The following is a 22,664-nucleotide window of genomic DNA, read 5'->3' as shown; positions in this document are numbered from 1 at the left end:
TTATTTAAATCACCTGTTCTTTTTCTTGCACGAATTCGATTTCAAAACCTAAATCGTTAATCATTTGATGGTCTGCGGTTGTTTCCTGGCCTTCCGTTGTCAAATAGTCTCCGATAAAAATCGAATTGGCCGGATAGAGTCCAAATGGCTGCAAACTGCGCAAGTTCACTTCTCTTCCGCCGGCGATGCGAATTTCCTTTGACGGATTGATATAACGGAATAAACATAGAACTTTTAAACAATAGAGCGGGTTCAACTCCCTTACTCCTTCGAGCGGCGTTCCCTCTATCGGATTTAAAAAGTTCACCGGTATCGAGTCTGCATCTAAAATATGCAAACTGCGGGCCATATGGATGACATCTTCTTTCGTTTCCTTCATTCCGACTATGACACCCGAACAAGGGGAAATTCCGCTTTCTTTCACCGTTTCAATGGTTTCTACGCGATCCTCGTACGTATGCGTTGTCGTGATGTTTTCATAGTGGCGCTCCGATGTATTGATATTATGGTTGTAACGGTCTACCCCCGCTTCTTTCAACCGCTTGGCTTGTTCCGGCTTCAATATCCCCAAGCAAGCACATATTTTCATTTGATATCGCTCTTTAATTTCTTCCACGGCGGCAGCAATGTGTTCCACTTCTTTATTGCTAGGTCCTCTTCCGCTCGCCACGATGCAGAATGTTCCGGCATTTAATTGCCGCGCCCTTTCTGCTCCTTTTAAAATCGTTTCTTTATCCATCATCCGATATTTTTCAATCGGTGCTGTGGATATGACGGATTGAGAGCAGTAGCTGCAGTTTTCTGGACAGAGTCCTGATTTTGTATTTAAAATCATATTTAATTTTACCTTGTTGCCGTAATAGTGGTGCCGTATCCGATAGGCTCCCTGAAGCAGTTCAAGCAATTCTGCATCGGGGCAATTCAAAATATTCATCGCTTCCAAATCGCTTATTTCATAACCATTTAAAACGCTTTCAGCCAGTTCGATCCATCTAGACATTTTTTCCCTTCTTTCTATACATTTTGATTACGCAATTTGCTTTTGGAAAGTACAGTACGTTCTAACCGATAAGCAAGAAATCCGGCAAAAACAGATAAAAGGATATCTTTCGGAAGCGGGACTAACATCGTCAGCCAAGCGGCTTTATAAGAAAAAGCCGGCGGGGCATCTGCCCACAATTTCATCGCCATATACATCCAGTTCGTTCCGAAAAGATAATTGGCTGCCATACCGGCTAATGAGGCTATTACGTAGGCAGTCTGCGTTTTCTTTTTTTCGATTATCCATCCTGTTATGTACGCAGCCAAAATAAAAGACAATATAAACCCAAATGTCGGGCTAAAAATCGTTTCGAAACCTCCTTTAAATTGGGCAAAAACCGGTACACCGATTATTCCGATAAGGGCATAAACAGTCATGGAGATAGCCCCTAGCCGTTTGCCGAGAACCGCACCAGCCAGAACGGCAAAGACTGTCTGCAACGTAATGGGCACCCCGTTAATGACCATAAAAGGTGCAAAAGAAGTAATATTTGCCCCGATCATCATCAATGCAGCAAACAACGCCATCATCGTCAAATCAATCGCCTTTATATTTCTTGGTTTCAACACCCTCTCCCCTTTCTGTCTCTACCAAATAGCATAATCTTTCCATTTTTGATTGTCAACCTATCAAATAAATAGTTGACATAAAAAACAGGATATTTCTTTGAATTTAACCTATTTGTTCCTTTCAAAAAAATTTTAGCTTGCAATCCATATGTTTTATTGATCTAATTTGGATGAACATGGGCAGCCTTTTTTCGTCTAAAACTCACTCATACTTTGCACAAGATCAAAAGGTGAACCACTCATTTCTAGCCAAACAAAAACCCCTTATAGCAGATTTTATCTACTATAAGGGGATCAGATTCCTTTTTTATGCATCAAAAAATCCGTTCAATGTGAAAATCCAAAAATCTTTTTTAAAAATTAAAGATCCAGTGCATCAACTTTTTCATTAAAATAAACGTAGAGAACTGGTTCTGTGTGGCTACAGCTCTTCTTTTTAATCAGCGTCTTCCACCCGCGGCCAACCGCTGGAATGGAGATGATTATATAAGGGATGACGGCAGTTTCCCATCAGGGCTGATCAACGAAAGGGCATATGGTTTCGAAAAAAGTTCTTGCGCCATTTCATTGACGGACTGAATATTCACTTGATCGATTAATTGAATCATTTCATCCAAAGTGCGATGTCTTTTCAGCAATAATTCGTTTTTGCCGTTTCGGCTCATACGACTGTTTGTGCTTTCCAGCCCTAGCATTAAATTGCCCTTTAGTTGTTCTTTACTGTTATGTAGCTCTTTCTCCGTGATACCCTGTTGCTTTAAGTGTTCCAGCGTTTGAAAAATCGTTTCAGAAAGTTGATCCAGCTGATCGGCCCCTGTACCGCCGTAGATGGCGATCATCCCGTTGTCACGGTAGGATGAATGATACGAAAAGACGGAATAAGCAAGCCCTCTTTGCTCTCTGACTTCTTGGAACAGTCTTGAAGACATGCTGCCGCCCAGCACATTGTTTAAAATGATGAGATTATAACTATCTTCATGTCCAACTTCCAATCCTTTGAAACCGATACATAAATGGGCTTGTTCGGTGTCTTTTGTTTTTGAAATCCGGTCAGCATGGAATGTGGGTTGAATGGATCCCCGATCACGTTTTCCACCTTCATAAGAGCCAAATCGTTTTTCCACTTCTTTTATAAACGTTTCATCGACGTTTCCTGCGATAGAGATCACAACACGATCCGGAGTATACATTTGATGCATATATTCTTTTAATTTTTGGCTAGTAAAGCTCTCCAAAGTCTCTTCCGTTCCAAGGATAGGATATCCTAAAGGATGCCGTCCGTATGCTGCTTTGCTTAACAAGTCGTGTACAAGATCGTCAGGAGTGTCTTCATACATTTTAATTTCTTCTAAAACGACATTTTTTTCTTTTTTTAATTCCTCTTCCTCAAATGTGGAATGGAAAAACATATCGGCTAACAGTTCTAATGCATATGAGGCATGATTATCAAGAACTTTTGCATAATAGCACGTGTATTCTTTCGATGTGAACGCATTGACTTGTCCGCCTATGCTATCAAAACTCTCAGCAATTTCCTTTGCATTCTTGGATTCTGTCCCTTTAAAAAACATATGCTCTAAAAAGTGGGAAATGCCATTGTTTTCAGGGGATTCATCCCTCGAACCGGTTCCTACCCATATTCCGATGGCAACGGAGCGGACCGTAGGAATAGTTTCTAATACGATTCTTACTCCATTCTGACAAGTATAAGTTTTGATCAAATTGCATCCTCCTATCTTGCTGCTTCCATTATTAGTCATTTTTCTCATCTTCTATTGGAAAAATGCGTTCTTCGTTTAATAACTGCGACACCGTGTTGATCTTCAAATTCTTTTTTTGAATTTTTGTGATTAATCGTTCCAAAGAAGCTGCGGTGCTTTTTGTCGGATGCATGAGAACAATCGACCCCGGTCCGACATTGGAAATGACCCTATTAACCAATTCATCTGGGGCAGGATTTCTCCAATCAATGGTATCAACCGTCCACATGATTGTTTCCATCCCTAGACTGTCCGCAATTTTGACAACTTCATCGCGATAGCTTCCGCTTGGAGGCGCAAAGAGCGAAACGTTTTTTCCTGTCGTCGCCTCTATCACTTGATTCGTTTTGATCATCTCTTCCCTGATTCGGTCGGACGAGAGGGTTTTCATGTCAGGATGTGTGAAGGAATGATTTCCCACTTCATGTCCACCGTCCACAATCATTTTGGCTAAATCCGGATTTTTCTTTACCCATCGCCCCTCCAGAAAAAAAGTGGCATGAATATGATGCTTTTTTAAGACAGAAAGGATTTTGGGCAAATACTCATTTCCCCACGCCACGTTCACCGCAAAACTAACCATCGGCTTATCGGGATGACCGCGGTATATGGGAGCGGGAGGAAGATTATGTAAATGAACTTGGGGTTTCGTTTGATGAAAAACAAGTTTATCCTCATTAAACTTTCCGTCTTTTTTCATTCTTTCGTAAGAACGTTTCACATCCACTTTTATCCCATTATAACCGGGGATTTTCTTCCAAACCCGATCAATCACGGCATCTTGAGCTTTTCGGGAATATTTATGATCAGCTTCTTTAATTTGGTTATACAAAGATGGCTCAACTTTGGCATCTGCAGAAAGCGATTCTGTTTTCAAAGAAGATAAATATTGGGTCGTCATCGGGTTATCCACAATGAAAAAGGATAGCATACACAAAAACAGAATACCAAAGATTCGTCTTAACTTAGCCACGGTTTTCCCTCCCCCTACATTACCATATGAAAAAAGGGGGACAGTTAGAACAGCGTTTCTTGAAAGCGTTCATGCAACAAAAAAGCCAGGGAACCCCTGACCTCTTTACTCATTATTTATAACATAGGATGAAAATCCGTTTCAATGGCTGGATGAAAATTATGCTTGTTCATTTTTATTCTTTTGATCTCTTAACACCGCTTTTCGCGATAAATTGATCCGACCATGTTCATCAATATTGATGACTTTCACTAATATTTGGTCTCCTATCGACACGACATCTTCTACTTTTCGAATTCTTTCTTCCGCCAATTCAGAAATGTGGACTAAGCCGTCTTTTCCGTTGAAAATTTCCACGAAAGCACCGAATTTTTCAATCCGTTTAACAGTCCCAAGATAGATTTGCCCTGGTTCAACTTCTCGAACGATATCTTCAATGATCTTTTTGGCTTTATTATTCATTTCTTCATCTACTGAAGAAATAAAGATCGTTCCATCTTGTTCAATATCGATTTTAACTCCTGTTTCTTCGATGATTTTATTGATTTGTTTTCCGCTTGGTCCGATGACATCGCGGATTTTATCCGGATTAATGGTCATCGACAAAATTTTAGGAGCATACATCGATAAATGGGTGCGTGGTTTTGAAATGGTGCTCATCATATGTTCAAGGATTTTCAATCTTCCCCGTCTAGCTTGTTGGAGTGCTTCTTCCAAGATTTCACGATTTAGTCCTTTTATTTTAATATCCATTTGCAGAGCGGTAACGCCTTTTTCTGTACCGGCAACTTTAAAGTCCATATCGCCAAGATGATCTTCCATTCCTTGAATGTCTGTTAAGACCGTATAATGTTCTCCGGATTTCACTAATCCCATTGCAATTCCCGCAACCGGCGCTTTAATGGGCACACCGGCGTCCATCATCGCCAGCGTACTAGCACAAATACTAGCCTGAGATGTCGATCCGTTTGATTCCAAAACTTCAGAAACAAGACGAATGGTATAAGGGAATTCTTTCTCATTCGGAACAACAGGTTCCAGAGCTCTTTCTCCCAATGCACCATGCCCAATTTCCCGGCGTCCCGGTCCTCTCATTGGTCCAGTTTCCCCTACACTAAAAGGAGGGAAATTATAATGATGCATAAAACGTTTTGATTCTTCAATTCCGAGACCGTCCAAGATTTGAACATCACCAAGCGCTCCTAATGTACATACGCTTAAAGCCTGTGTTTGTCCACGAGTAAACAATGCGGAACCATGTGTACGCGGCAATAAGCCAACAGCAGAAGAAAGCGGACGAATTTCATCGATTTTTCGTCCGTCCGGGCGAATTTTTTCGACTGTAATCAAACGACGGACTTCCTCTTTCACGATTTTATCCAGTATTTCTTTTACTTGTTTAATCGTTTCTTCCTCAATATCTTCTTTCTCTTCAAATTCCGCAACTACTCGGTCTTTTATCTCTTGGATGGCGTCATCCCTGGCATGCTTTTCTTTTACTTGAATGGCAGCCAACATTTCTTGTTCGCACATGGAACGAACTTGTTTTTCCAATTCAGGATCAATTTCATACAGCTGAACTTCCATTTTTTCTTTGCCAACTAATTTGACGATTTCTTCTTGGAAAGCGATCAACCGTTTGATTTCTTCATGACCGAACATTATCGCTTCTAACATGGTTTCTTCTGGTACTTCATTCGCTCCAGCTTCCACCATATTAATGGCATCTTTTGTACCGGCAACGGTTAAATGAATATCGCTTTTTTCCATTTGTTCCACTGTCGGGTTAATGACAAATTCACCGTCAACGCGCCCGACAATGACCCCAGCAATCGGTCCTTCAAAAGGAATATCCGAAATGCTGAGCGCAAGTGATGAACCAAGCATCGCTGCCATTTCCGATGAACAGTTTTGGTCAACGCTCATCACCATACTTACGACTTGAACTTCATTTCGAAATCCTTCCGCAAATAACGGACGGATCGGGCGGTCTATTAAACGACTTGCAAGAATGGCTTTTTCGCTGGGCCGGCCTTCCCTTTTAATAAATCCGCCTGGGATTTTACCAACCGCATACAATCTTTCTTCATAATTGACGGTAAGCGGAAAAAAGTCTACTGACTTTGGTTCTTTTGAAGCGGTTGCCGTACTTAAAACTACCGTATCACCATAATACACGAGCGCAGCGCCGTTCGCTTGTTTGGCAACCTGTCCAATTTCCACCGTCAGTTTGCGTCCAGCCCAATCTATAGAAAATGTTTGTTTCTCTTGCTCCATAAATGAACTCCTCTCTATTCAATCACATAGTTCCTAATGACGCACTCTTGCCTTCAAGAATATCATTGCTTTCAGGAAAAGTATAGACAAAAAATAATCTCCATGCTTTTCCATCGAGCCATGAAACACGAAACGGACAAACCTAAGGGTGTCGTAAATGGAAAACCCATTAGAACAAAACTCTGTATTATGTATTTTTACCGAATTTAACATCTGTCATCCTGGAACATACAGGCTCAGTGCGGTCGACTTGCTTATATCACGCACTAAAAGCCACTTATTTTTCTGCTAACAAAAAAGCGGGAAAAATCCCGCTTTTTGCTGATTATCGGCGCAAACCAAGTTTTTGAATCAATTCACGGTAACGTTGCACGTCTTTTTTGCGTAGGTACGTCAATAAGTTGCGGCGTTTCCCTACCATTTTCATAAGACCGCGACGTGAATGGTGGTCTTTTTTATGAACACGTAAATGATCATTCAATACATTGATTTGTTCAGTCAGGACAGCGATTTGAACTTCTGGAGAACCAGTGTCATTCTCGTGTGTTTTGAATTGATTGATGATCTCGTTTTTGCGTTCTTGTGATAAAGCCATCCTTTTCACCTCCATTTTCTTTTCGATCCCCAATTACTGAGCAAGCGCCGGAGCAACGTCATGCCAAGTAATGGTTCTTTTTCATACGATAATTAGAATACTATGTTTTCAAACAAAAAGCAAGTCTATTCGGCTTCATTTTGAAAATATTTGATGGCCGATTGTTTATCTTTTTCAATTTGAGCGACCAATTCTTGAACGCCGTTGAATTTGCGTTCTTGTCGAATGTGCTTGTACCATTCTACTGTCACTTCTTCGCCATAGATGGAGTGGTCAAATTCAAACAAATGAACCTCAATCGACATGAAACGTTCATCCGGTTGTTTAAAAGTAGGTCTATACCCAATATTGCATACACCATTCACCCATTTGTCTTTCACTTTCATTTTCACCGCATATACTCCCGTTTTCGGCAGATAATAGTCGTCATCACATTCCACATTAGCTGTCGGGAATCCAATTTTTCTTCCCCGTTGGTCACCGTGGACCACCGTCCCGGTAATTCGATAAGGCCGCCCTAAAAGACGATTGGCTTCTTCGATTTGCCCTTCCGTTAGTAAGCATCGAATTTTGGTGGAGCTGACTTTTTCCCCGTCGTATGCAAGCTTATCCACTTTTGTGATGGCAAATAAATGACGAGAATGCATTGGAAGCGTGTCCATCGTTCCATTTCCGCACCGGCCGTATGTAAAATCGTAGCCTGCCACAACATGCTGGACATTTAAACCAATAATATATTGATCTACGAATTGCTGCGGTTCCAAGTTGGCAAAATCAGACGTAAATCGAATAACAAACAAATGATCGATTCCTAGATGTTCTATCATTCGAATCTTTTCCTCAAGGGGAGTGATATACTGAATCTTTTCATGTTTTTTCCCCAACACGACGGAAGGATGGGGATCAAACGTCATCACTGCACTTTTCCAGTTTCGTTCGGCCGCAATGTTCTTCGCTGTCTCAATCACTTGCTGGTGACCCGCATGCACCCCGTCAAAAAATCCTAATGCCATTGCCATCGGGGGCAGTTCCTCTTTTTGGATGGAGTGCGGGTGATTCAACATCGTTATTTTCATTATCCTCACCTATCCCTCTTTCTTCCGCATTTCTCTTCGCGGAATTGAACAGACGCGAAACAGTCTGTCCAGCCCTTGCCGACAATAGAGTCTGACATCTGTCCGTTATCTCATTCAGTCAAAACTTTCACTGGTTTTATGTATAGCTGTTTCGTAGGATGTGTTTGATAGATGGCCATCAGACGATTTTTGTAAAAAACCGCCACTTTTCCGTCATTTTCCGGCCAATCAATAGGTTTTTCCAATATTGCTCCGTTTTTTACTTTCTCCGCTACTTTATCACTAATATTCCATTTCGGCAAATGGGACACACCTTGTTCCAATGGAAAAAGGATTGTTTCCAGCTGATTTTTTTCAGCCAGCTTGGATAAATCTGAAAGCGTGACACAATCTGTTTTGGAAAAACCACCCGACGCTGTTCTCGTTAATTTGGACATATAGGCAGGATATCCAAGCTCTTGACCAATCATGACAGCAAGAGTACGAATGTATGTTCCTTTGCTGCAAACGACTCTAAATGGAATGGAGACAAATTCTCCAGAGAACCATTCACGGTCATCCAATAACTCCAGTTCATAAATGGTGACCGTTCTTTTAGGTCTTTCCACTTCCAACCCTTGTCTTGCATATTCGTATAGTCGCTTTCCATTCACTTTCACTGCCGAAAACATGGGCGGCGTTTGTTCAATGGTACCCGTCAACCGCTCGAACACATCCAAAATTTCTTTCCGAGAAAAGGTTTTATCTACCGTTTTTACTTCTACGGTTTCTCCGTCGGCGTCCTCCGTTGTCGTGGAAAGTCCGATCGTTACCTCTCCTTCATATGTCTTTCCTGCATTCGTCATGTATTCGGCGATTTTAGTCGCTTTGCCTATACAGATAGGTAAAACACCAGACACATTCGGATCCAGCGTACCTGTATGGCCGACTCGTTTTGTTTTAAACAATTTTCGGATTTGAAAAACGCAGTCATGCGATGTCATTCCTCGTTCTTTCCAAAGTGCTACAATACCGTCCATCGATTCACATCCTTTTTTTCTGTCACTAGACGGTTTCATTATCATTATGAAAATGATTTTTTACGAAAAGCTCTATATAGAAAAAGGGCTGATTACAGACCAATACAATAGAAATATCGATTTCCTTCGTTTGAATGGTCATTACATAACATGAACCTTTTTTAAGATCGTACAGAACCCTTAAAGAAAAAGGATAGACTTGTGGGTCTATCCCCTTCCTTTAATTCTCCTGATTGGATTCATTGCTGCTGATTTCTTTCAGCAGCGTTTCAATGCGATTGCCATAATCAATGGATTCATCAAATTCAAAAAGAAGATCGGGCGTTTTCCGCAGGCGAATTCGTTGGCCGATTTCAGAACGAATGAATCCTTTCGCTTTGGCAAGAGCTTTTAATGTATCCTTTTTTTGTTTTTCATCGCCTAACACGGAAATATATACTTTTGCCTGCTGCAAGTCGCCTGTCAATTGCACATCCGTCACAGTGACAAAACCAATACGCGGATCTTTAATTTTTCTGCCGATGATATCCGACAGCTCTTTTTTCATTTGTTCTCCGACTCGGTTTGCACGAAGGTTCACATTTATCACCTCTATCTCTATAACCATTCATAAGATGCGCTTAACCTTTCCCACTCAGGAAATGAATCCAAATAACGGAGGGCATTCTCCAATTGGCGTTCACAAGCTTGTCGTGACGATGCTACCGTCACAACCGCAATTCTTGTTCGTTGCCAGACATCTTGATGGTCGATTTCAGCCACGGAAACATTCATTTTTTGCTTCAAACGTGTTAACACACGCTGAAGTACAGCCCGTTTTTCTTTTAATGACCGGGCATCCTGGATGAAAAATTCAACTTCCAGGCTGCCGATCGTCATTAACGTTCCACTTCTTTCATGACAAATGCTTCAATGACATCTCCTTCTTTAATGTCATTAAAGTTTTTAATGGTAATTCCGCATTCATATCCTTGATGGACTTCTTTTACATCGTCTTTAAAACGTTTCAAAGTATCAATCTCGCCTTCAAAGATGACGATGCCGTCACGAATGAGCCGAACTCCGCTATCACGGGTAATTTTTCCTTCCGTTACATAAGAACCGGCAATGGTACCAATTTTAGAAACTTTAAACGTTTGTCGAACCTCTGCTTGACCAATAATTTTTTCTTCGTATTCCGGATCAAGCATTCCTTTCATTGCGGATTCAATTTCTTCAATCGCTTTGTAAATAATACGGTGCAGACGGATATCGACTTTTTCCGTCTCAGCCGCACGTTTAGCATTTACATCCGGACGAACATTAAAACCTATAACGATGGCATTGGAAGCACTTGCTAAAATAATATCTGATTCCGTAATCGCTCCAACACCCGTATGAATAATTTTTACATTTACGCCCTCTACATCAATTTTTTGTAAAGCAGCAGCCAGTGCCTCAACCGATCCTTGCACGTCGGCTTTTAAAATGATATTTAACTCTTTCATTTCCCCTTGTTTCATATGTTCAAACAAATTGTCGAGGCTGATCTTGGCTTTTTCGCTTCGTTGTGCCGCCAGTGCTTGTTGAGCCCTTGCCTCGCCAATTTGACGGGCTTTTTTCTCATCTTCAAATACAACAAAACGGTCACCAGCCTGAGGAACGTCGTTTAAACCAGTAATTTCTACCGGAGTAGACGGTCCAGCCGTTTTGACACGACGCCCTAGATCGTTTACCATCGCACGAACCCGACCGTAAGTATTTCCTACTACAATCGGATCTCCCACATGAAGAGTACCGTTTTGAACAAGCAATGTGGCTACAGGGCCACGGCCTTTATCTAGCTGCGCTTCAATCACCGTTCCGAGCGCCAGTCGATTCGGATTCGCTTTTAACTCCTCTACTTCGCTGACCAACAGGATCATTTCCAATAAATTATCGATGCCTTCTCCGGTTAAGGCCGATATTGGAACAAAGATCGTATCGCCGCCCCAATCCTCAGGAACCAATCCGTATTCCGTCAATTCTTGCATGACACGATCCGGATTGGCAGATGGTTTATCAATCTTATTGACCGCTACAATGATCGGTACATTAGCCGCTTTCGCATGATTGATGGCTTCAACCGTTTGCGGCATTACCCCGTCATCGGCAGCAACAACCAGCACAGTGATGTCCGTCACTTGTGCCCCACGGGCCCGCATCGTTGTAAAAGCAGCATGGCCCGGCGTATCCAAAAACGTGATTTTCTTTCCGTTCACTTCGACTTGGTAAGCACCAATATGTTGGGTAATTCCTCCTGCTTCTCCTTCCGTCACTTTTGTATGACGGATCGAATCCAGCAATGTCGTTTTCCCGTGGTCAACATGCCCCATAATCGTCACAACAGATGGCCGCTCTACTAAATCTTCCGGTTGATCTTCCGTAAAGTACACTTCCAGATCGGTTTCATCAATTTGGACTTCTTCTTCTACTGCCACACCGTATTCGTCCGCAATCAACTCAATGGCATCTTTATCTAATTCTTGGTTGATCGTGGCCATAATTCCTAGCATAAATAATTTTTTAATGATTTCGGACGGCTCAACATGCAATTTTTTGGCAAATTCAGCAACTGTCATAGATCCTGAGAATGTTATTTTTTCAGGAAGTTCTCTTTTCTTGGCAGAAGGCTGTTGAGCATTGGATGGTTGATGCGCTTTCTTTCCTTTTTGATTTCTATGCTTGTTGTTTTTTGGCTTGTTTCCTTTACGGTCGAAGGCAGCAGTTTCTTTCGGACGGTGATCATGATGATCATGTTTTTTGCCTTCTCCGCCTTTTGATCCCGATCTTGGCTGTGATTTCACACGATTTTCTTTTGCGTTTTCCTCATTCGACTGCTTGAACTGAGGAGAAGCTTTCGATTGCGGCTTGTTTGACCTTTCCGGATTCTTCTCATGGCGATGGCCATGTTCTTTTTCTTTGTGTAATTGATCGAACGCTTTGTCCAGTTTTTGAATGGTTTCATCATTGATGGTCGTCATATGGTTGGAAACATCAATATCTAATTCCTGAAGCTTAGAAATCACCTCTTTACTAGACACATGCTTGGTCTTGGCATACTCATATATTCTCATTTTACTCATATGTTCACCCCCGTATAGTTTCGTCGAGCAGAAAATGCAGCTTTTTCGCAAAGCCTTCGTCCAGCACAGCCACCACGACTCTTTCCTTTTTTCCGATCGATTGTCCCAACAAATACCGGTTGGAAACTTCTTTTACAGGAACTTGGTAATAAAGGCATTTATCTTTTATTTTTTTTATGGTGTTTTCCGAGGCGTCTTTCGACAAAAGGACGAGCTTTGCTCGACCCGTTCGAATTTCTTTCACTGCCAATTCTTCTCCGGAAATAATTTTCCCCGCTCTATTGGCCAATCCAAGAAGTGAAACCCACTTTTCCTGTTTCACTTACTTTTTCTCCTTTTCGATATACTCGATTAGTTCTGAGTATAAAGAATCGTCGATCTGAACATTTAAATGTCTGGAAAGCGCATTGGTTTTTTTGGCCAGAAGGACCGCTTCTTTATCTTTTGACAAATAGGCTCCTCTTCCGGATTTTTTGCCGGTTGGATCAATCGAAACCGTTCCTTCTTTCGAACGGACGATGCGAATCATTTCTTTTTTAGGTTTCATTTCACCCGTTGCAACACATTTACGCAATGGTATTTTTTTCTGAACAGCCATGATTCTCCACCCCTATTCGATTTTTTCAGATGAAAAATCAGTTGCTTCTGTACCCGTTTCTTGTGAATTCTCCACTTCCTCAAGCTGTATCATTTCTTCTGTCGTTTCAGATTCATCACTCTCGTTTATTTCTTCTTCCAAGTTTGCGGCAGCCGGAGGATAGATTCCAAGTTTTCTCGCTTCCGATTCACTTTTAATATCAATTTTCCATCCGGTTAGTTTAGCCGCAAGCCGTGCATTTTGACCTCTTTTGCCAATGGCCAGCGAAAGTTGATAATCCGGAACAACGACAGTCGTCGCTTTTCCTTCCTCATTCACCTGAACATCCAACACTTTGGAAGGGCTTAACGCATTGGCCACGAACACTACAGGATCGTCGGACCATTTGACAATATCGATTTTTTCTCCTTTTAGTTCGTTTACAACCGCCTGAACACGGGCGCCTTTAGGACCGACGCAAGCACCGACAGGATCGACATCCGGATTTTCCGCATACACCGAAATTTTTGAACGATCTCCCGCTTCACGAGCGACCGACTTAATTTCAACGGTGCCATCAAAAATTTCAGGAACTTCAATTTCAAATAGTCTTTTCAGCAAGCCAGGATGAGTACGCGATACATAGATTTGCGGTCCTTTTGTCGTTTTTTCTACTTTCGTAATATAGACTTTAATGCGATCATGCGGCTTGTACGTTTCATTCGGCATTTGCTCGTTTTGCGGAAGGAGCGCTTCAATCTTCCCTAGACTGACATAGATAAAACGAGAATCTTGCCGCTGCACAATCCCCGTCATGATATCTTCTTCACGGTCAATAAACTCGGAATAAATAATTCCTCTTTCCGCTTCCCGAACTCTCTGCGTCACTACTTGCTTCGCGGTTTGTGCCGCAATTCTTCCAAAGTTTTTCGGTGTAACTTCCAATTCTACAATATCGCCGATTTCATAGGACGGGTTTATTTTTTTAGCCTCGTCCAGAGAAATTTCCAAACGAGAATCAAATACTTCTTCCACCACTTCTTTTCTGGCAAAAACTCTCATCGTTCCCGTTTCTACATTTAAGTCGACACGAACGTTTTGGGCTTGGTTAAAGTTCCGTTTATAAGCCGAAACAAGCGCGGCTTCAATGGCATCGACAATCACTTCTCTTGAAATCCCTTTTTCTTTTTCCAAAATAACAAGAGCATCTAAAAACTCTGTGCTCATTGTCGGTTCATCCCCCTTCAAGATCACAATTAAGCTCTATCATTATATGATAACGTTCATTCGAAAGCGGATCCCTTTCCACGGATTGTGAACAGACTGACTCGCTTTGAATAGAATCCTTTCATTAAAAGAAGGAAACGGCTAAACGGGCTTTGGCCACTTTTTGGAACGGAATGATGACTTCTTTTTTCCGTGTTTTCACGCGGATTTCTAACACCAATTCATCATCACGAAACGATATCATTTTCCCTTCAAATTCTTTTTCGCCATCAATAGGTTCAAAAGTTTTAACATGAACGTGCTTTCCAACGGCTTTTTCGAAATCGCTCTTTTTTTTCAGCGGCCTCTCCGCTCCGGGCGATGAAACCTCCAAAAAATAATTATGGGAAATTGGATCCAATTCGTCTAATTTTTCGCTTAAACGTTCGCTGACCGTTCCGCACTCTTCGATGTCCACGCCTTCCTCTTTATCAATATAGACGCGAAGAAACCAATTTTTTCCTTCTTTTACATATTCGACATCGACTAAGTCGAGTTTCATATCGTCCAGTATGGGTTGGACTAGCCGCTCTACTAATTCTGTAATTTTACTCATAGAAACCTCCTGGCCGAAAAAAATTTACCAAGAATGAAAAATAGGATAACAAACACGAAAGAGTGGGGACACCCCACTCTTTCAAAAGAGAGTTATTGTTAGTATTTCCACTAAAAATATACCATAACCATTAAAATTATGCAATAGTGCGGAATAATGGCTAAAACAAGGACAATTGATTTTGTTCAGGAAGAGCATCCAGGCAGCCATGTTGATCCAAATATTCCATGATCGTTTTCGACACTTTTCCTCTTTGCTGCAAGTCCTCTTTTGATAAAAACTCGCCTTCAGATCGTGCTTTCACAATATTTAAGGCCACGCTTGTTCCAAGACCCGGGATGGCATTAAACGGCGGAATGAGCGCATCGCCATCGATGATAAATTCAGAAGCGCTCGACCGTTCGAGATCAACCATTTTAAATTTGTAGCCTCTTTCACACATTTCAAGCGCCATTTCTAAAACCGTCAACAAGCTTTTCTCTTTTGGCGAGGCATCCAAACCTTTGGCATTGATTTCTTCGATTCGAGCACGGATAGCCTGAGAGCCGCGTACCATCGCATCAAGATCGAAGTCCTCCGCTCTTACCGTAAAATAGGCGGCATAGAATAATAGCGGATGATGAACCTTAAAATAAGCAATTCTGACAGCCATTAAAACGTAAGCGGTCGCGTGGGCTTTAGGGAACATATATTTTATTTTTTTGCAAGAATTGATATACCATTCCGGTACATCATGATTCCTCATTTCCGCTTCCATCTCTTCCGTCAACCCTTTACCTTTGCGGACGGATTCCATGATTTTAAAAGCAAAACTTGGCTCTAAGCCTTGATAAATCAAATAAACCATGATGTCGTCACGACAACCGATCACGTCGCTTAATTCGCACGTGCCATTTTGAATTAATTCTTCTGCATTTCCAAGCCATACATCCGTTCCGTGAGACAATCCGGAAATTTGCACAAGCTCCGAAAAAGTGGAAGGCTTTGTGTCTTCCAGCATTTGCCGAACAAATCGAGTACCGAACTCAGGAATGCCAAGCGTTCCTGTTTTACACATGATTTGCTCTTCTGTAACTCCCAACGGTTCAGGGCTTTGAAAAATTTTCATCACTTCCGGATCATCGGTCGGAATCGTCTTCGGATCAATACCGCTCAAATCTTGAAGCATCCGGATAACGGTCGGATCATCGTGGCCGAGAATATCCATTTTCAGCACATTATCATGGATTGAGTGGAAATCAAAATGGGTCGTTCTCCATTCAGAAGATTGATCGTCAGCCGGATATTGGATCGGCGAAAAATCGTAAATATCCATATAATCCGGAACAATGATAATCCCTCCCGGATGTTGCCCCGTTGTCCTTTTTACACCTGTACATCCTTGAGCAAGGCGGTCGATTTCGGCCCCTCTCAATTGCAAATTGTGGTCTTGGGCATATCCCTTCACATAGCCGTATGCCGTTTTATCAGCCACAGTGCCGATCGTTCCAGCTCGATACACATTATCTTCACCGAAAAGCACTTTTGTATAATTGTGGGCTCTAGGCTGATAATCTCCGGAAAAATTCAAATCGATATCCGGTACTTTGTCGCCTTTGAATCCCAAGAAAGTTTCAAATGGAATATCATGTCCATCTTTTTTATATTTGGCTCCGCACTTAGGACAATTTTTGTCAGGCAAATCAAATCCTGATCCGACAGATCCATCGTTAAAAAACTCTGAGTGTTTGCAGTTTGGACAGACATAGTGCGGCGGAAGAGGATTCACTTCTGTAATTTCTGTCATCGTGGCGACAAAGGATGATCCTACAGATCCCCGCGACCCGACAAGATAGCCGTCTTCCAGCGATTTTTTTACAAGTTTATGGGAAATTAAATAAATAACGGCAAATCCGTGCCCGATAATACTTTGCAATTCTTTTTTCAGACGGGCTTCCACTATTTCCGGAAGTGGATCGCCGTATATTTTTTTTGCCCGATCATAGCTCATTCGCCGAATTTCTTCCTCTGCTCCCTCGATTTTCGGTGTGTACAGTTCATCTTTAATCGGCTTCACTTCTTCAATCAAATCAGCAATTTTATTGGTGTTTTCCACTACGATTTCTTTCGCTTTTTCTTCCCCTAAAAATGAAAATTCTTCAAGCATTTCATCCGTCGTCCGAAAATGAACTTCAGGCAACTGATAACGATTCAGTGGATTGGCGCCGCTTTGTGACCGTACCAGTATTTCGCGATATATTTTATCGGTCGGATTCAAATAATGCACATTCCCGGTTGCTACTACAGGGATATGCAATTTTTCTCCAAGTTTCACGATATTGGAAATGATCTCCTCTAAATCTTGTTCGTTCTTGATCAAACCTTGTTCAAGAAGCGGAGCATATACGGGTTTTGGATGAACTTCCAAATAATCATAAAATCGGGCCATCTCCTCTACTTCTTCAGGAGCTTTTTGCATCATTCCCACAAATACCTCGCCTTTATCGCAGCCGGATCCGACAATGATGCCTTCTCGGTATTGTTGCAGCTTTGAGCGCGGAATCCGCGGAACCCGGTAGTAATAGTCGATATGGGCGATCGACACCAGTTTGAATAAGTTTTTTAATCCTTTTTGATTTTGCGCGAGCAGCGTGCAATGGAACGGACGGCTCCGCTTATAGGCCTCTCCTTCCCCCATATGCTCATTAAACTGGTGATGGTATTCAATTCCTTTTTCTTTGGCGTCCTTCAGCATTTTCAACAACAAATAACCGGTTGCTTCCGCGTCATAGATCGCTCTGTGATGCTGCGTCAATTCTACATCAAATCGTTTTGCCAACGTATTTAACCGGTGATTTTTCAACTCCGGATAGAGAAATCTGGCAAGTTCCAGAGTATCGATAACCGGATTTTTTGCTCGTTCCAGCCCAATTTTTTGGAAACCGACATTTAAAAATCCCATGTCAAATGTAGCATTGTGGGCTACTAAAATCGAATCTCCTGCCCATTCAAAAAATTCTTTTAGAACGACCTCATCATCCGGTGCATTTTCCAGCATTTCATCCGTAATTCCCGTCAATTCGATCGTTTCCGCTGATAACGGGTGATGCGGATTGGCAAACCGTTCAAATCGATCAATAATTTCCCCATCACGAATTTTTACGGCAGCCAGTTCAATTATGGTGTCGTATACAGCTGAGAGTCCCGTCGTTTCCACGTCAAAGACAACAAATGTATCATCGGCAAGCAGGCGGTTTGCGTCGTTGTACGCGATGGGAACACCGTCATCCACTAAGTTTGCTTCCAATCCGTACAGCACTTTGATGCCATGCTTTTTGCTGGCGCTGTATGCTTCCGGAAAAGCCTGTACGACGGCATGGTCTGTGACCGCAATCGCTTTATGACCCCATTTTTTTGCCTGAGCAATTAGGTCGGAAACACTGGTGACAGCGTCCATCTGACTCATTGGAGTATGAAGATGAAGTTCCACTCTCTTTTCATTTTCAGGAGCTTTGTCTTCCCGCACTACCGCTTTCACTTCATTAATATCATTGGCGATCATCACAAGGTCGCGGACAAACGTATCGTTTTGTACAGAACCGCGAACCCTGAGCCACATCCCTTTTTTCACCTTGTTTAACAGAGCAGCATCTTCTTTATCTCTTGAAAACATTTTGACTAAGATCGAACTAGTGTAGTCGGTGATTTTAAAAGTAAGAAGTGTTCTGCCGCTTCTTAACTCTTTTGTTTCCGCATCAAACACATAACCTTCGATCGTAACTCGACGTTCCTCATCTACGATATCTTCCAGCTTCCGGAAATCAGCATCATCTTTTATGGCATATCCGATCATTAGCGGACCATCATCTTCTGCACTTCCATTGGCCTCTTCATTCTTACGTTCTTCTCGTTTCCGCATTTCCGCAATGGCTTGCTTCGCTCTCTCTTCATCTTCTTTTTGTTTTTCCTGCAAAAATTGCGCATATTCTTGCATGTCTTGCTGCTGACTGATCTCGACATCCACCTGCAAAAGGGGGAATCCATAGTTTTGATAGTTTGCTTGAATGAAAGAACCATATTTTCTTTTGATCGTCAAAGCTTCCATTTCGCCGGGGGCTTGAATCAACAGTTTGTTTCCTTGGAGAACCGGTTCCTGGGTTTCAAGAATTTTTCTCACCGGCGGAGAAATTCCATCCAAATTTCGAATACAATCTTGCCAGTAACCTCTTATCAAATCTTCTGTGAACGAAGGATCGAGCACTTTTGCAGAAAAGGTGACATCCGCGATTTCCCGAAAAGCAATGGATAGCTGCTGCTGCAGTTGTCTCCAAATGGCCGCCGGGATGATTCGCTCAAACGTAAAATGAAAATGCCACTTTTTTTCTTTCCGCAATACGGTTAATTTATCGATTTCAGCGTTGCAAAAATAGGTTTCAAGCTCTTGGTTTTTCAAATTCAACTGCTCAAGAAGCAGCTGAAACCGTTGCTTTTTCCCTTCGGCCTTTTCATTCATTTGTGACCTCTCCCAATTCGTTTAAATTTCTTCATACTACTATCATCTTAAAAAAAGACCACTAGTCTTTCAATAGAAGGAAACTTTCCTTTCTATAAATCCCCCAATTCATTCCATTCAAAAGAGAAAAAGGCGCCTTTCAGGCACCTTATAAGCATCGACCGGCTTGTCCAAAAGATTTTTTACAAGCGCTCAAAAATAGATGCAAGTTGAGAAACAATGTCAGATGCAGGGACTTCAAACGTTTCTTGTGTTTTACGCACTTTTACTTCGACAATGCCTTCAGAAGCTTTTTTTCCGACGGTTACACGAACAGGAAGCCCGATTAAATCAGCATCGGCGAATTTCACACCGGCACGTTCCGGACGATCATCAAACAACACTTCGTACCGCTCTTTTTGAAGCGATTGATAAAGTTGTTCCGCCAGTTCTCTTTGAACTTCATCTTTTGTATTGACCGCAATTAAATGTACATCGAACGGAGCAATTTGTTTAGGCCAAATAAAACCTTTTTCATCATTAAATTGTTCTGCCACAGCTGAAACCGTTCTGGAAACTCCTATTCCATAGCATCCCATAATCATCGGTTGAGATTTTCCGTTTTCATCTAAATAGTAAGCCCCCATCGCTTCGCTATATCGCGTGCCAAGCTTAAACACGTGGCCGACTTCAATTCCTTTCGCAAATCGAATCGTTCCTTTTCCATCCGGAGAAGGGTCGCCTTCTTGAATAAAACGTAAATCTGTATAGGCTGTCACTTGAAAATCTCTTTCCGGATTCACATTGACAAAATGCCATCCATCTTCATTCGCGCCGCAAACTCCGTTGACAATAGCTTGGACTGCATGATCGGCAATCACTTGAATACCTTCTTTTACTTCTACAGGTCCGAGTGAACCAATAGGACAGCCTAAAACGGATTTCACTTCTTCGGGACTAGCCAATTCCACTACACTTGCCTGAAAATAATTTTTTACCTTGACGTCATTTACTTCGTGGTCTCCACGTACAAGCACAAGTACGTACTTATCATCCACTTTGAAAAGAAGCGTTTTAATGCAGCGTGTTTCTTCTACGTTTAATAACTTTGAAACTTCTTCAATCGTTTTGGCATTTGGTGTGGAAACTTTCTGCCTTTCTTTTAACGGTTCATCCGGTTTTTCGTATGTAGACACTACCGGCGCCATTTCTATGTTTGCTGCATAATCAGACGAGTCGGAGTAAGCAATGGTATCTTCACCGATTTCAGAGAGCACCATAAATTCGTGCGTATCTTTTCCACCCATGGCCCCAGAATCGGCAATAACAGCACGAAAGTTCAATCCTAATCTCCTGAAAATATTAGAATAAGCTTGAAAAATACGATCATAGACTTCGTCTAAACTTTGTGTATTAGAATGAAAAGAATAAGCGTCTTTCATGATAAATTCCCTGCCGCGAAGCAGTCCAAAACGAGGACGCTTTTCATCACGAAATTTTGTTTGAATTTGATAAACGATGAGCGGCAAGCGTTTATATGATTTGATTTCATCACGAACAATGCTCGTAACGACTTCTTCATGAGTCGGTCCTAGTGCGAATTCGCGGTCATGTCGATCTTTTAAACGCATAAGCTCCGGGCCGTATGTATACCATCTTCCGGATTCTTGCCATAATTCAGCTTGTTGCAAGCTGGGCATCAACATTTCGACTGCTCCGGCTGCATCCATTTCTTGACGTACAATTTCTTCTACTTTCTTTAAAACTCTCTTCCCTAAAGGCAAAAAAGTATAAATTCCACTTGCTGTTTGGCGGATAAATCCCGCTCTAAGTAAAAGCTGATGGCTTTTTGTTTCCGCATCAGCAGGAATTTCTCTCATAGTTGGTATAAGCGTTTGACTTTGTCTCATCTTTAGCACCCCATCATTTCTAATACTTCTATCTTGTTTCAAATATCGCTGCTTCGCAGGGAGTCTCCTCATCAGGCAACAAACGATCGATCATTTTTTCATACATACATCCATGATTTTTCTATTGGTCGTGAATAAACTTTCAAACTTATCTTTCGTTTCATCGCCTTTTGAGGAATTTTCATTTCGATTATGAAGCATTGATTTATAAAAAGAATCTTTGGATGTCATTCCATGTTACCACAATCATCAGCAGCATTAATAGAGCAAATCCGATAAAATGAACAAGTCCTTCTTTCTGTTGATCGATCGGTTTTCCTCTAACTGCTTCAATGGCAAAAAACATCAAACGGCCTCCATCCAACGCCGGAATGGGAAGCAAGTTCATAATGCCAATGTTAATACTTAGCACTCCCGCCCATTTGATTAAATAAATAATTCCTGATTTGGCGACGGTCTCGGTGGATGCGTAAATACCAACAGGTCCTGACAACATGTTAATGGAAAAACCGCCCGTGATAAGTTTCCCTAACAAGTGAAAAATCTCAACGGTCCAAGAATACGTTTCTTCAGCCGCATAAGTAATAGTGCCGAACACTGACTTCTCAACAGGGTTATAAACGCCAATAATCCCAATCGTTTTCCCATCGATTTTCTTTGCTTCGGGAGTTACAGGAACTTCCAGCGTTTTCTTGCCTCGTTCTATACTGAAACGAAGTTCTTGTTCCGGATGTTTTTGAATAATGGACACAATATCGTTCCAGCTGTTCGTTTCTTTTCCATTTATGCTCAGTACAACATCGCCTTCTTTTAATCCAGCTTGTTTTGCAGCGCCATTATCCGTTAATTTCCCCAATTCAGGTTGATTGGTTGGAACTCCTTGCAAGGCGGCAATTAACAAAAAGGCAATAAACGCTAAAACAAAATTCATCATAGGTCCGGCAAAAATCGTCATCGCTCTTTTGCCAAGAGACTTGGAAGCAAATTGACGGTCTAAAGGCGCAATTTGCGTTTCAATGCCATTTTCAACGATAACTGCTTCTCGATGGACAGGAAAAGTTTTTAACTCTTCTTCGCCATCTTCATAGCCACGGATCAACAACTCTTTTTCCAAGTCAGCGTACTCTACTTCCACTACTTTTGCATTCGAATAGCGGTCTTTTCGATTTAATATGATTTTCACCGCTTCTCCTTTGTCATTAAGGATGAGACCGGCGCGATAACCAGGTTTTAATTCAACCGTTTCCGCATCTTCGCCGGCCATTCTGACATATCCGCCGATCGGCAATAAACGAATCGTATAGACGGTTTCCCCTTTTTTGTGTGCAAAAATCTTCGGACCAAATCCAATGGCGAACTCACGGCAAAGGATCCCTGCTCTTTTAGCAAAAATAAAATGGCCAAATTCATGGAAAAACACGAGAGCTCCAAAAATCACAACAAAGGCTAAAATTGTACTCAAATGAATA

At 41.8% G+C, this 22,664-nt stretch carries 18 protein-coding genes; all 18 read right to left on the bottom strand.

Annotation, left to right across the window (positions count from 1 at the left end; translation table 11 throughout):
* Positions 1 to 4: 4 nt before the first annotated feature.
* Positions 5 to 1,000 carry a biotin synthase BioB gene (gene bioB, locus BSM4216_RS06785; RefSeq protein ID WP_048623197.1) on the bottom strand — a complete coding sequence of 332 codons (996 nt, stop codon included), beginning with the start codon at positions 998 to 1,000 and terminating at the stop codon, positions 5 to 7.
* A gap of 14 nt (positions 1,001 to 1,014) precedes the next feature.
* Positions 1,015 to 1,608: a biotin transporter BioY gene (locus tag BSM4216_RS06780; protein WP_371836612.1), complete on the bottom strand. Its 594-nt coding sequence runs from the start codon at positions 1,606 to 1,608 to the stop codon at positions 1,015 to 1,017.
* Positions 1,609 to 2,093: 485 nt separating this feature from the next.
* The gene (locus tag BSM4216_RS06770; protein WP_048623195.1) at positions 2,094 to 3,332 is read right to left on the bottom strand and encodes a M16 family metallopeptidase; all 1,239 of its coding nucleotides are present in this window, start codon (positions 3,330 to 3,332) and stop codon (positions 2,094 to 2,096) included.
* Between the two features lie 31 nt (positions 3,333 to 3,363).
* Positions 3,364 to 4,344, bottom strand: coding sequence for a polysaccharide deacetylase family protein (locus tag BSM4216_RS06765; RefSeq protein WP_003354634.1), 981 nt, complete (start codon positions 4,342 to 4,344; stop codon positions 3,364 to 3,366).
* Positions 4,345 to 4,503: 159 nt separating this feature from the next.
* Positions 4,504 to 6,621 (bottom strand): polyribonucleotide nucleotidyltransferase, encoded by a 2,118-nt coding sequence (pnp, locus tag BSM4216_RS06760; protein ID WP_003354633.1) that lies wholly within the window; start codon positions 6,619 to 6,621, stop codon positions 4,504 to 4,506.
* A gap of 325 nt (positions 6,622 to 6,946) precedes the next feature.
* Complete coding sequence (gene rpsO, locus BSM4216_RS06755) at positions 6,947 to 7,216, bottom strand: 30S ribosomal protein S15 (RefSeq protein WP_003354630.1); 270 nt, start codon at positions 7,214 to 7,216, stop codon at positions 6,947 to 6,949.
* A gap of 125 nt (positions 7,217 to 7,341) precedes the next feature.
* Complete coding sequence (ribF, locus tag BSM4216_RS06750) at positions 7,342 to 8,292, bottom strand: bifunctional riboflavin kinase/FAD synthetase (protein ID WP_048623194.1); 951 nt, start codon at positions 8,290 to 8,292, stop codon at positions 7,342 to 7,344.
* Between the two features lie 110 nt (positions 8,293 to 8,402).
* A complete protein-coding gene (gene truB, locus BSM4216_RS06745) occupies positions 8,403 to 9,311 on the bottom strand; it encodes a tRNA pseudouridine(55) synthase TruB (RefSeq protein ID WP_048623193.1) in 909 nt (302 codons plus the stop codon).
* Positions 9,312 to 9,531: 220 nt separating this feature from the next.
* Positions 9,532 to 9,891, bottom strand: coding sequence for a 30S ribosome-binding factor RbfA (gene rbfA, locus BSM4216_RS06740; protein WP_048623192.1), 360 nt, complete (start codon positions 9,889 to 9,891; stop codon positions 9,532 to 9,534).
* Positions 9,892 to 9,908: 17 nt separating this feature from the next.
* Positions 9,909 to 10,190 carry a DUF503 domain-containing protein gene (locus tag BSM4216_RS06735; RefSeq protein WP_003354626.1) on the bottom strand — a complete coding sequence of 94 codons (282 nt, stop codon included), beginning with the start codon at positions 10,188 to 10,190 and terminating at the stop codon, positions 9,909 to 9,911.
* Positions 10,190 to 12,415: a translation initiation factor IF-2 gene (infB, locus tag BSM4216_RS06730; protein WP_048623191.1), complete on the bottom strand. Its 2,226-nt coding sequence runs from the start codon at positions 12,413 to 12,415 to the stop codon at positions 10,190 to 10,192. Before infB ends, BSM4216_RS06735 begins: the two co-directional genes overlap by 1 nt.
* A 4-nt stretch (positions 12,416 to 12,419) precedes the next feature.
* The gene (locus BSM4216_RS06725) at positions 12,420 to 12,737 is read right to left on the bottom strand and encodes a YlxQ family RNA-binding protein (protein ID WP_048623190.1); all 318 of its coding nucleotides are present in this window, start codon (positions 12,735 to 12,737) and stop codon (positions 12,420 to 12,422) included.
* On the bottom strand, positions 12,738 to 13,013 hold the full coding sequence (rnpM, locus tag BSM4216_RS06720; RefSeq protein WP_003354622.1) for an RNase P modulator RnpM: 276 nt from the start codon (positions 13,011 to 13,013) through the stop codon (positions 12,738 to 12,740).
* Between the two features lie 12 nt (positions 13,014 to 13,025).
* Positions 13,026 to 14,219 carry a transcription termination factor NusA gene (gene nusA, locus BSM4216_RS06715; protein ID WP_048623189.1) on the bottom strand — a complete coding sequence of 398 codons (1,194 nt, stop codon included), beginning with the start codon at positions 14,217 to 14,219 and terminating at the stop codon, positions 13,026 to 13,028.
* A 124-nt stretch (positions 14,220 to 14,343) separates the two neighbouring features.
* Positions 14,344 to 14,814 carry a ribosome maturation factor RimP gene (gene rimP, locus BSM4216_RS06710; protein WP_003354620.1) on the bottom strand — a complete coding sequence of 157 codons (471 nt, stop codon included), beginning with the start codon at positions 14,812 to 14,814 and terminating at the stop codon, positions 14,344 to 14,346.
* 160 nt (positions 14,815 to 14,974) lie between these two features.
* Complete coding sequence (locus BSM4216_RS06705; RefSeq protein ID WP_048623188.1) at positions 14,975 to 19,306, bottom strand: PolC-type DNA polymerase III; 4,332 nt, start codon at positions 19,304 to 19,306, stop codon at positions 14,975 to 14,977.
* 182 nt (positions 19,307 to 19,488) lie between these two features.
* Positions 19,489 to 21,195, bottom strand: coding sequence for a proline--tRNA ligase (locus BSM4216_RS06700; protein WP_048623187.1), 1,707 nt, complete (start codon positions 21,193 to 21,195; stop codon positions 19,489 to 19,491).
* Between the two features lie 205 nt (positions 21,196 to 21,400).
* Entirely contained in the window at positions 21,401 to 22,657 is a 1,257-nt protein-coding gene (gene rseP / locus BSM4216_RS06695; RefSeq protein ID WP_048623186.1) for an RIP metalloprotease RseP, read from the bottom strand.
* Between the last annotated feature and the right edge of the window lie 7 nt (positions 22,658 to 22,664).

This window comes from Bacillus smithii (assembly GCF_001050115.1).
In the GTDB taxonomy this organism is placed as follows: domain Bacteria; phylum Bacillota; class Bacilli; order Bacillales; family DSM-4216; genus Bacillus_O; species Bacillus_O smithii.
Note: the sequence above shows the minus strand (reverse complement) of the source record. Positions and strands in the feature narration are given on the sequence as shown.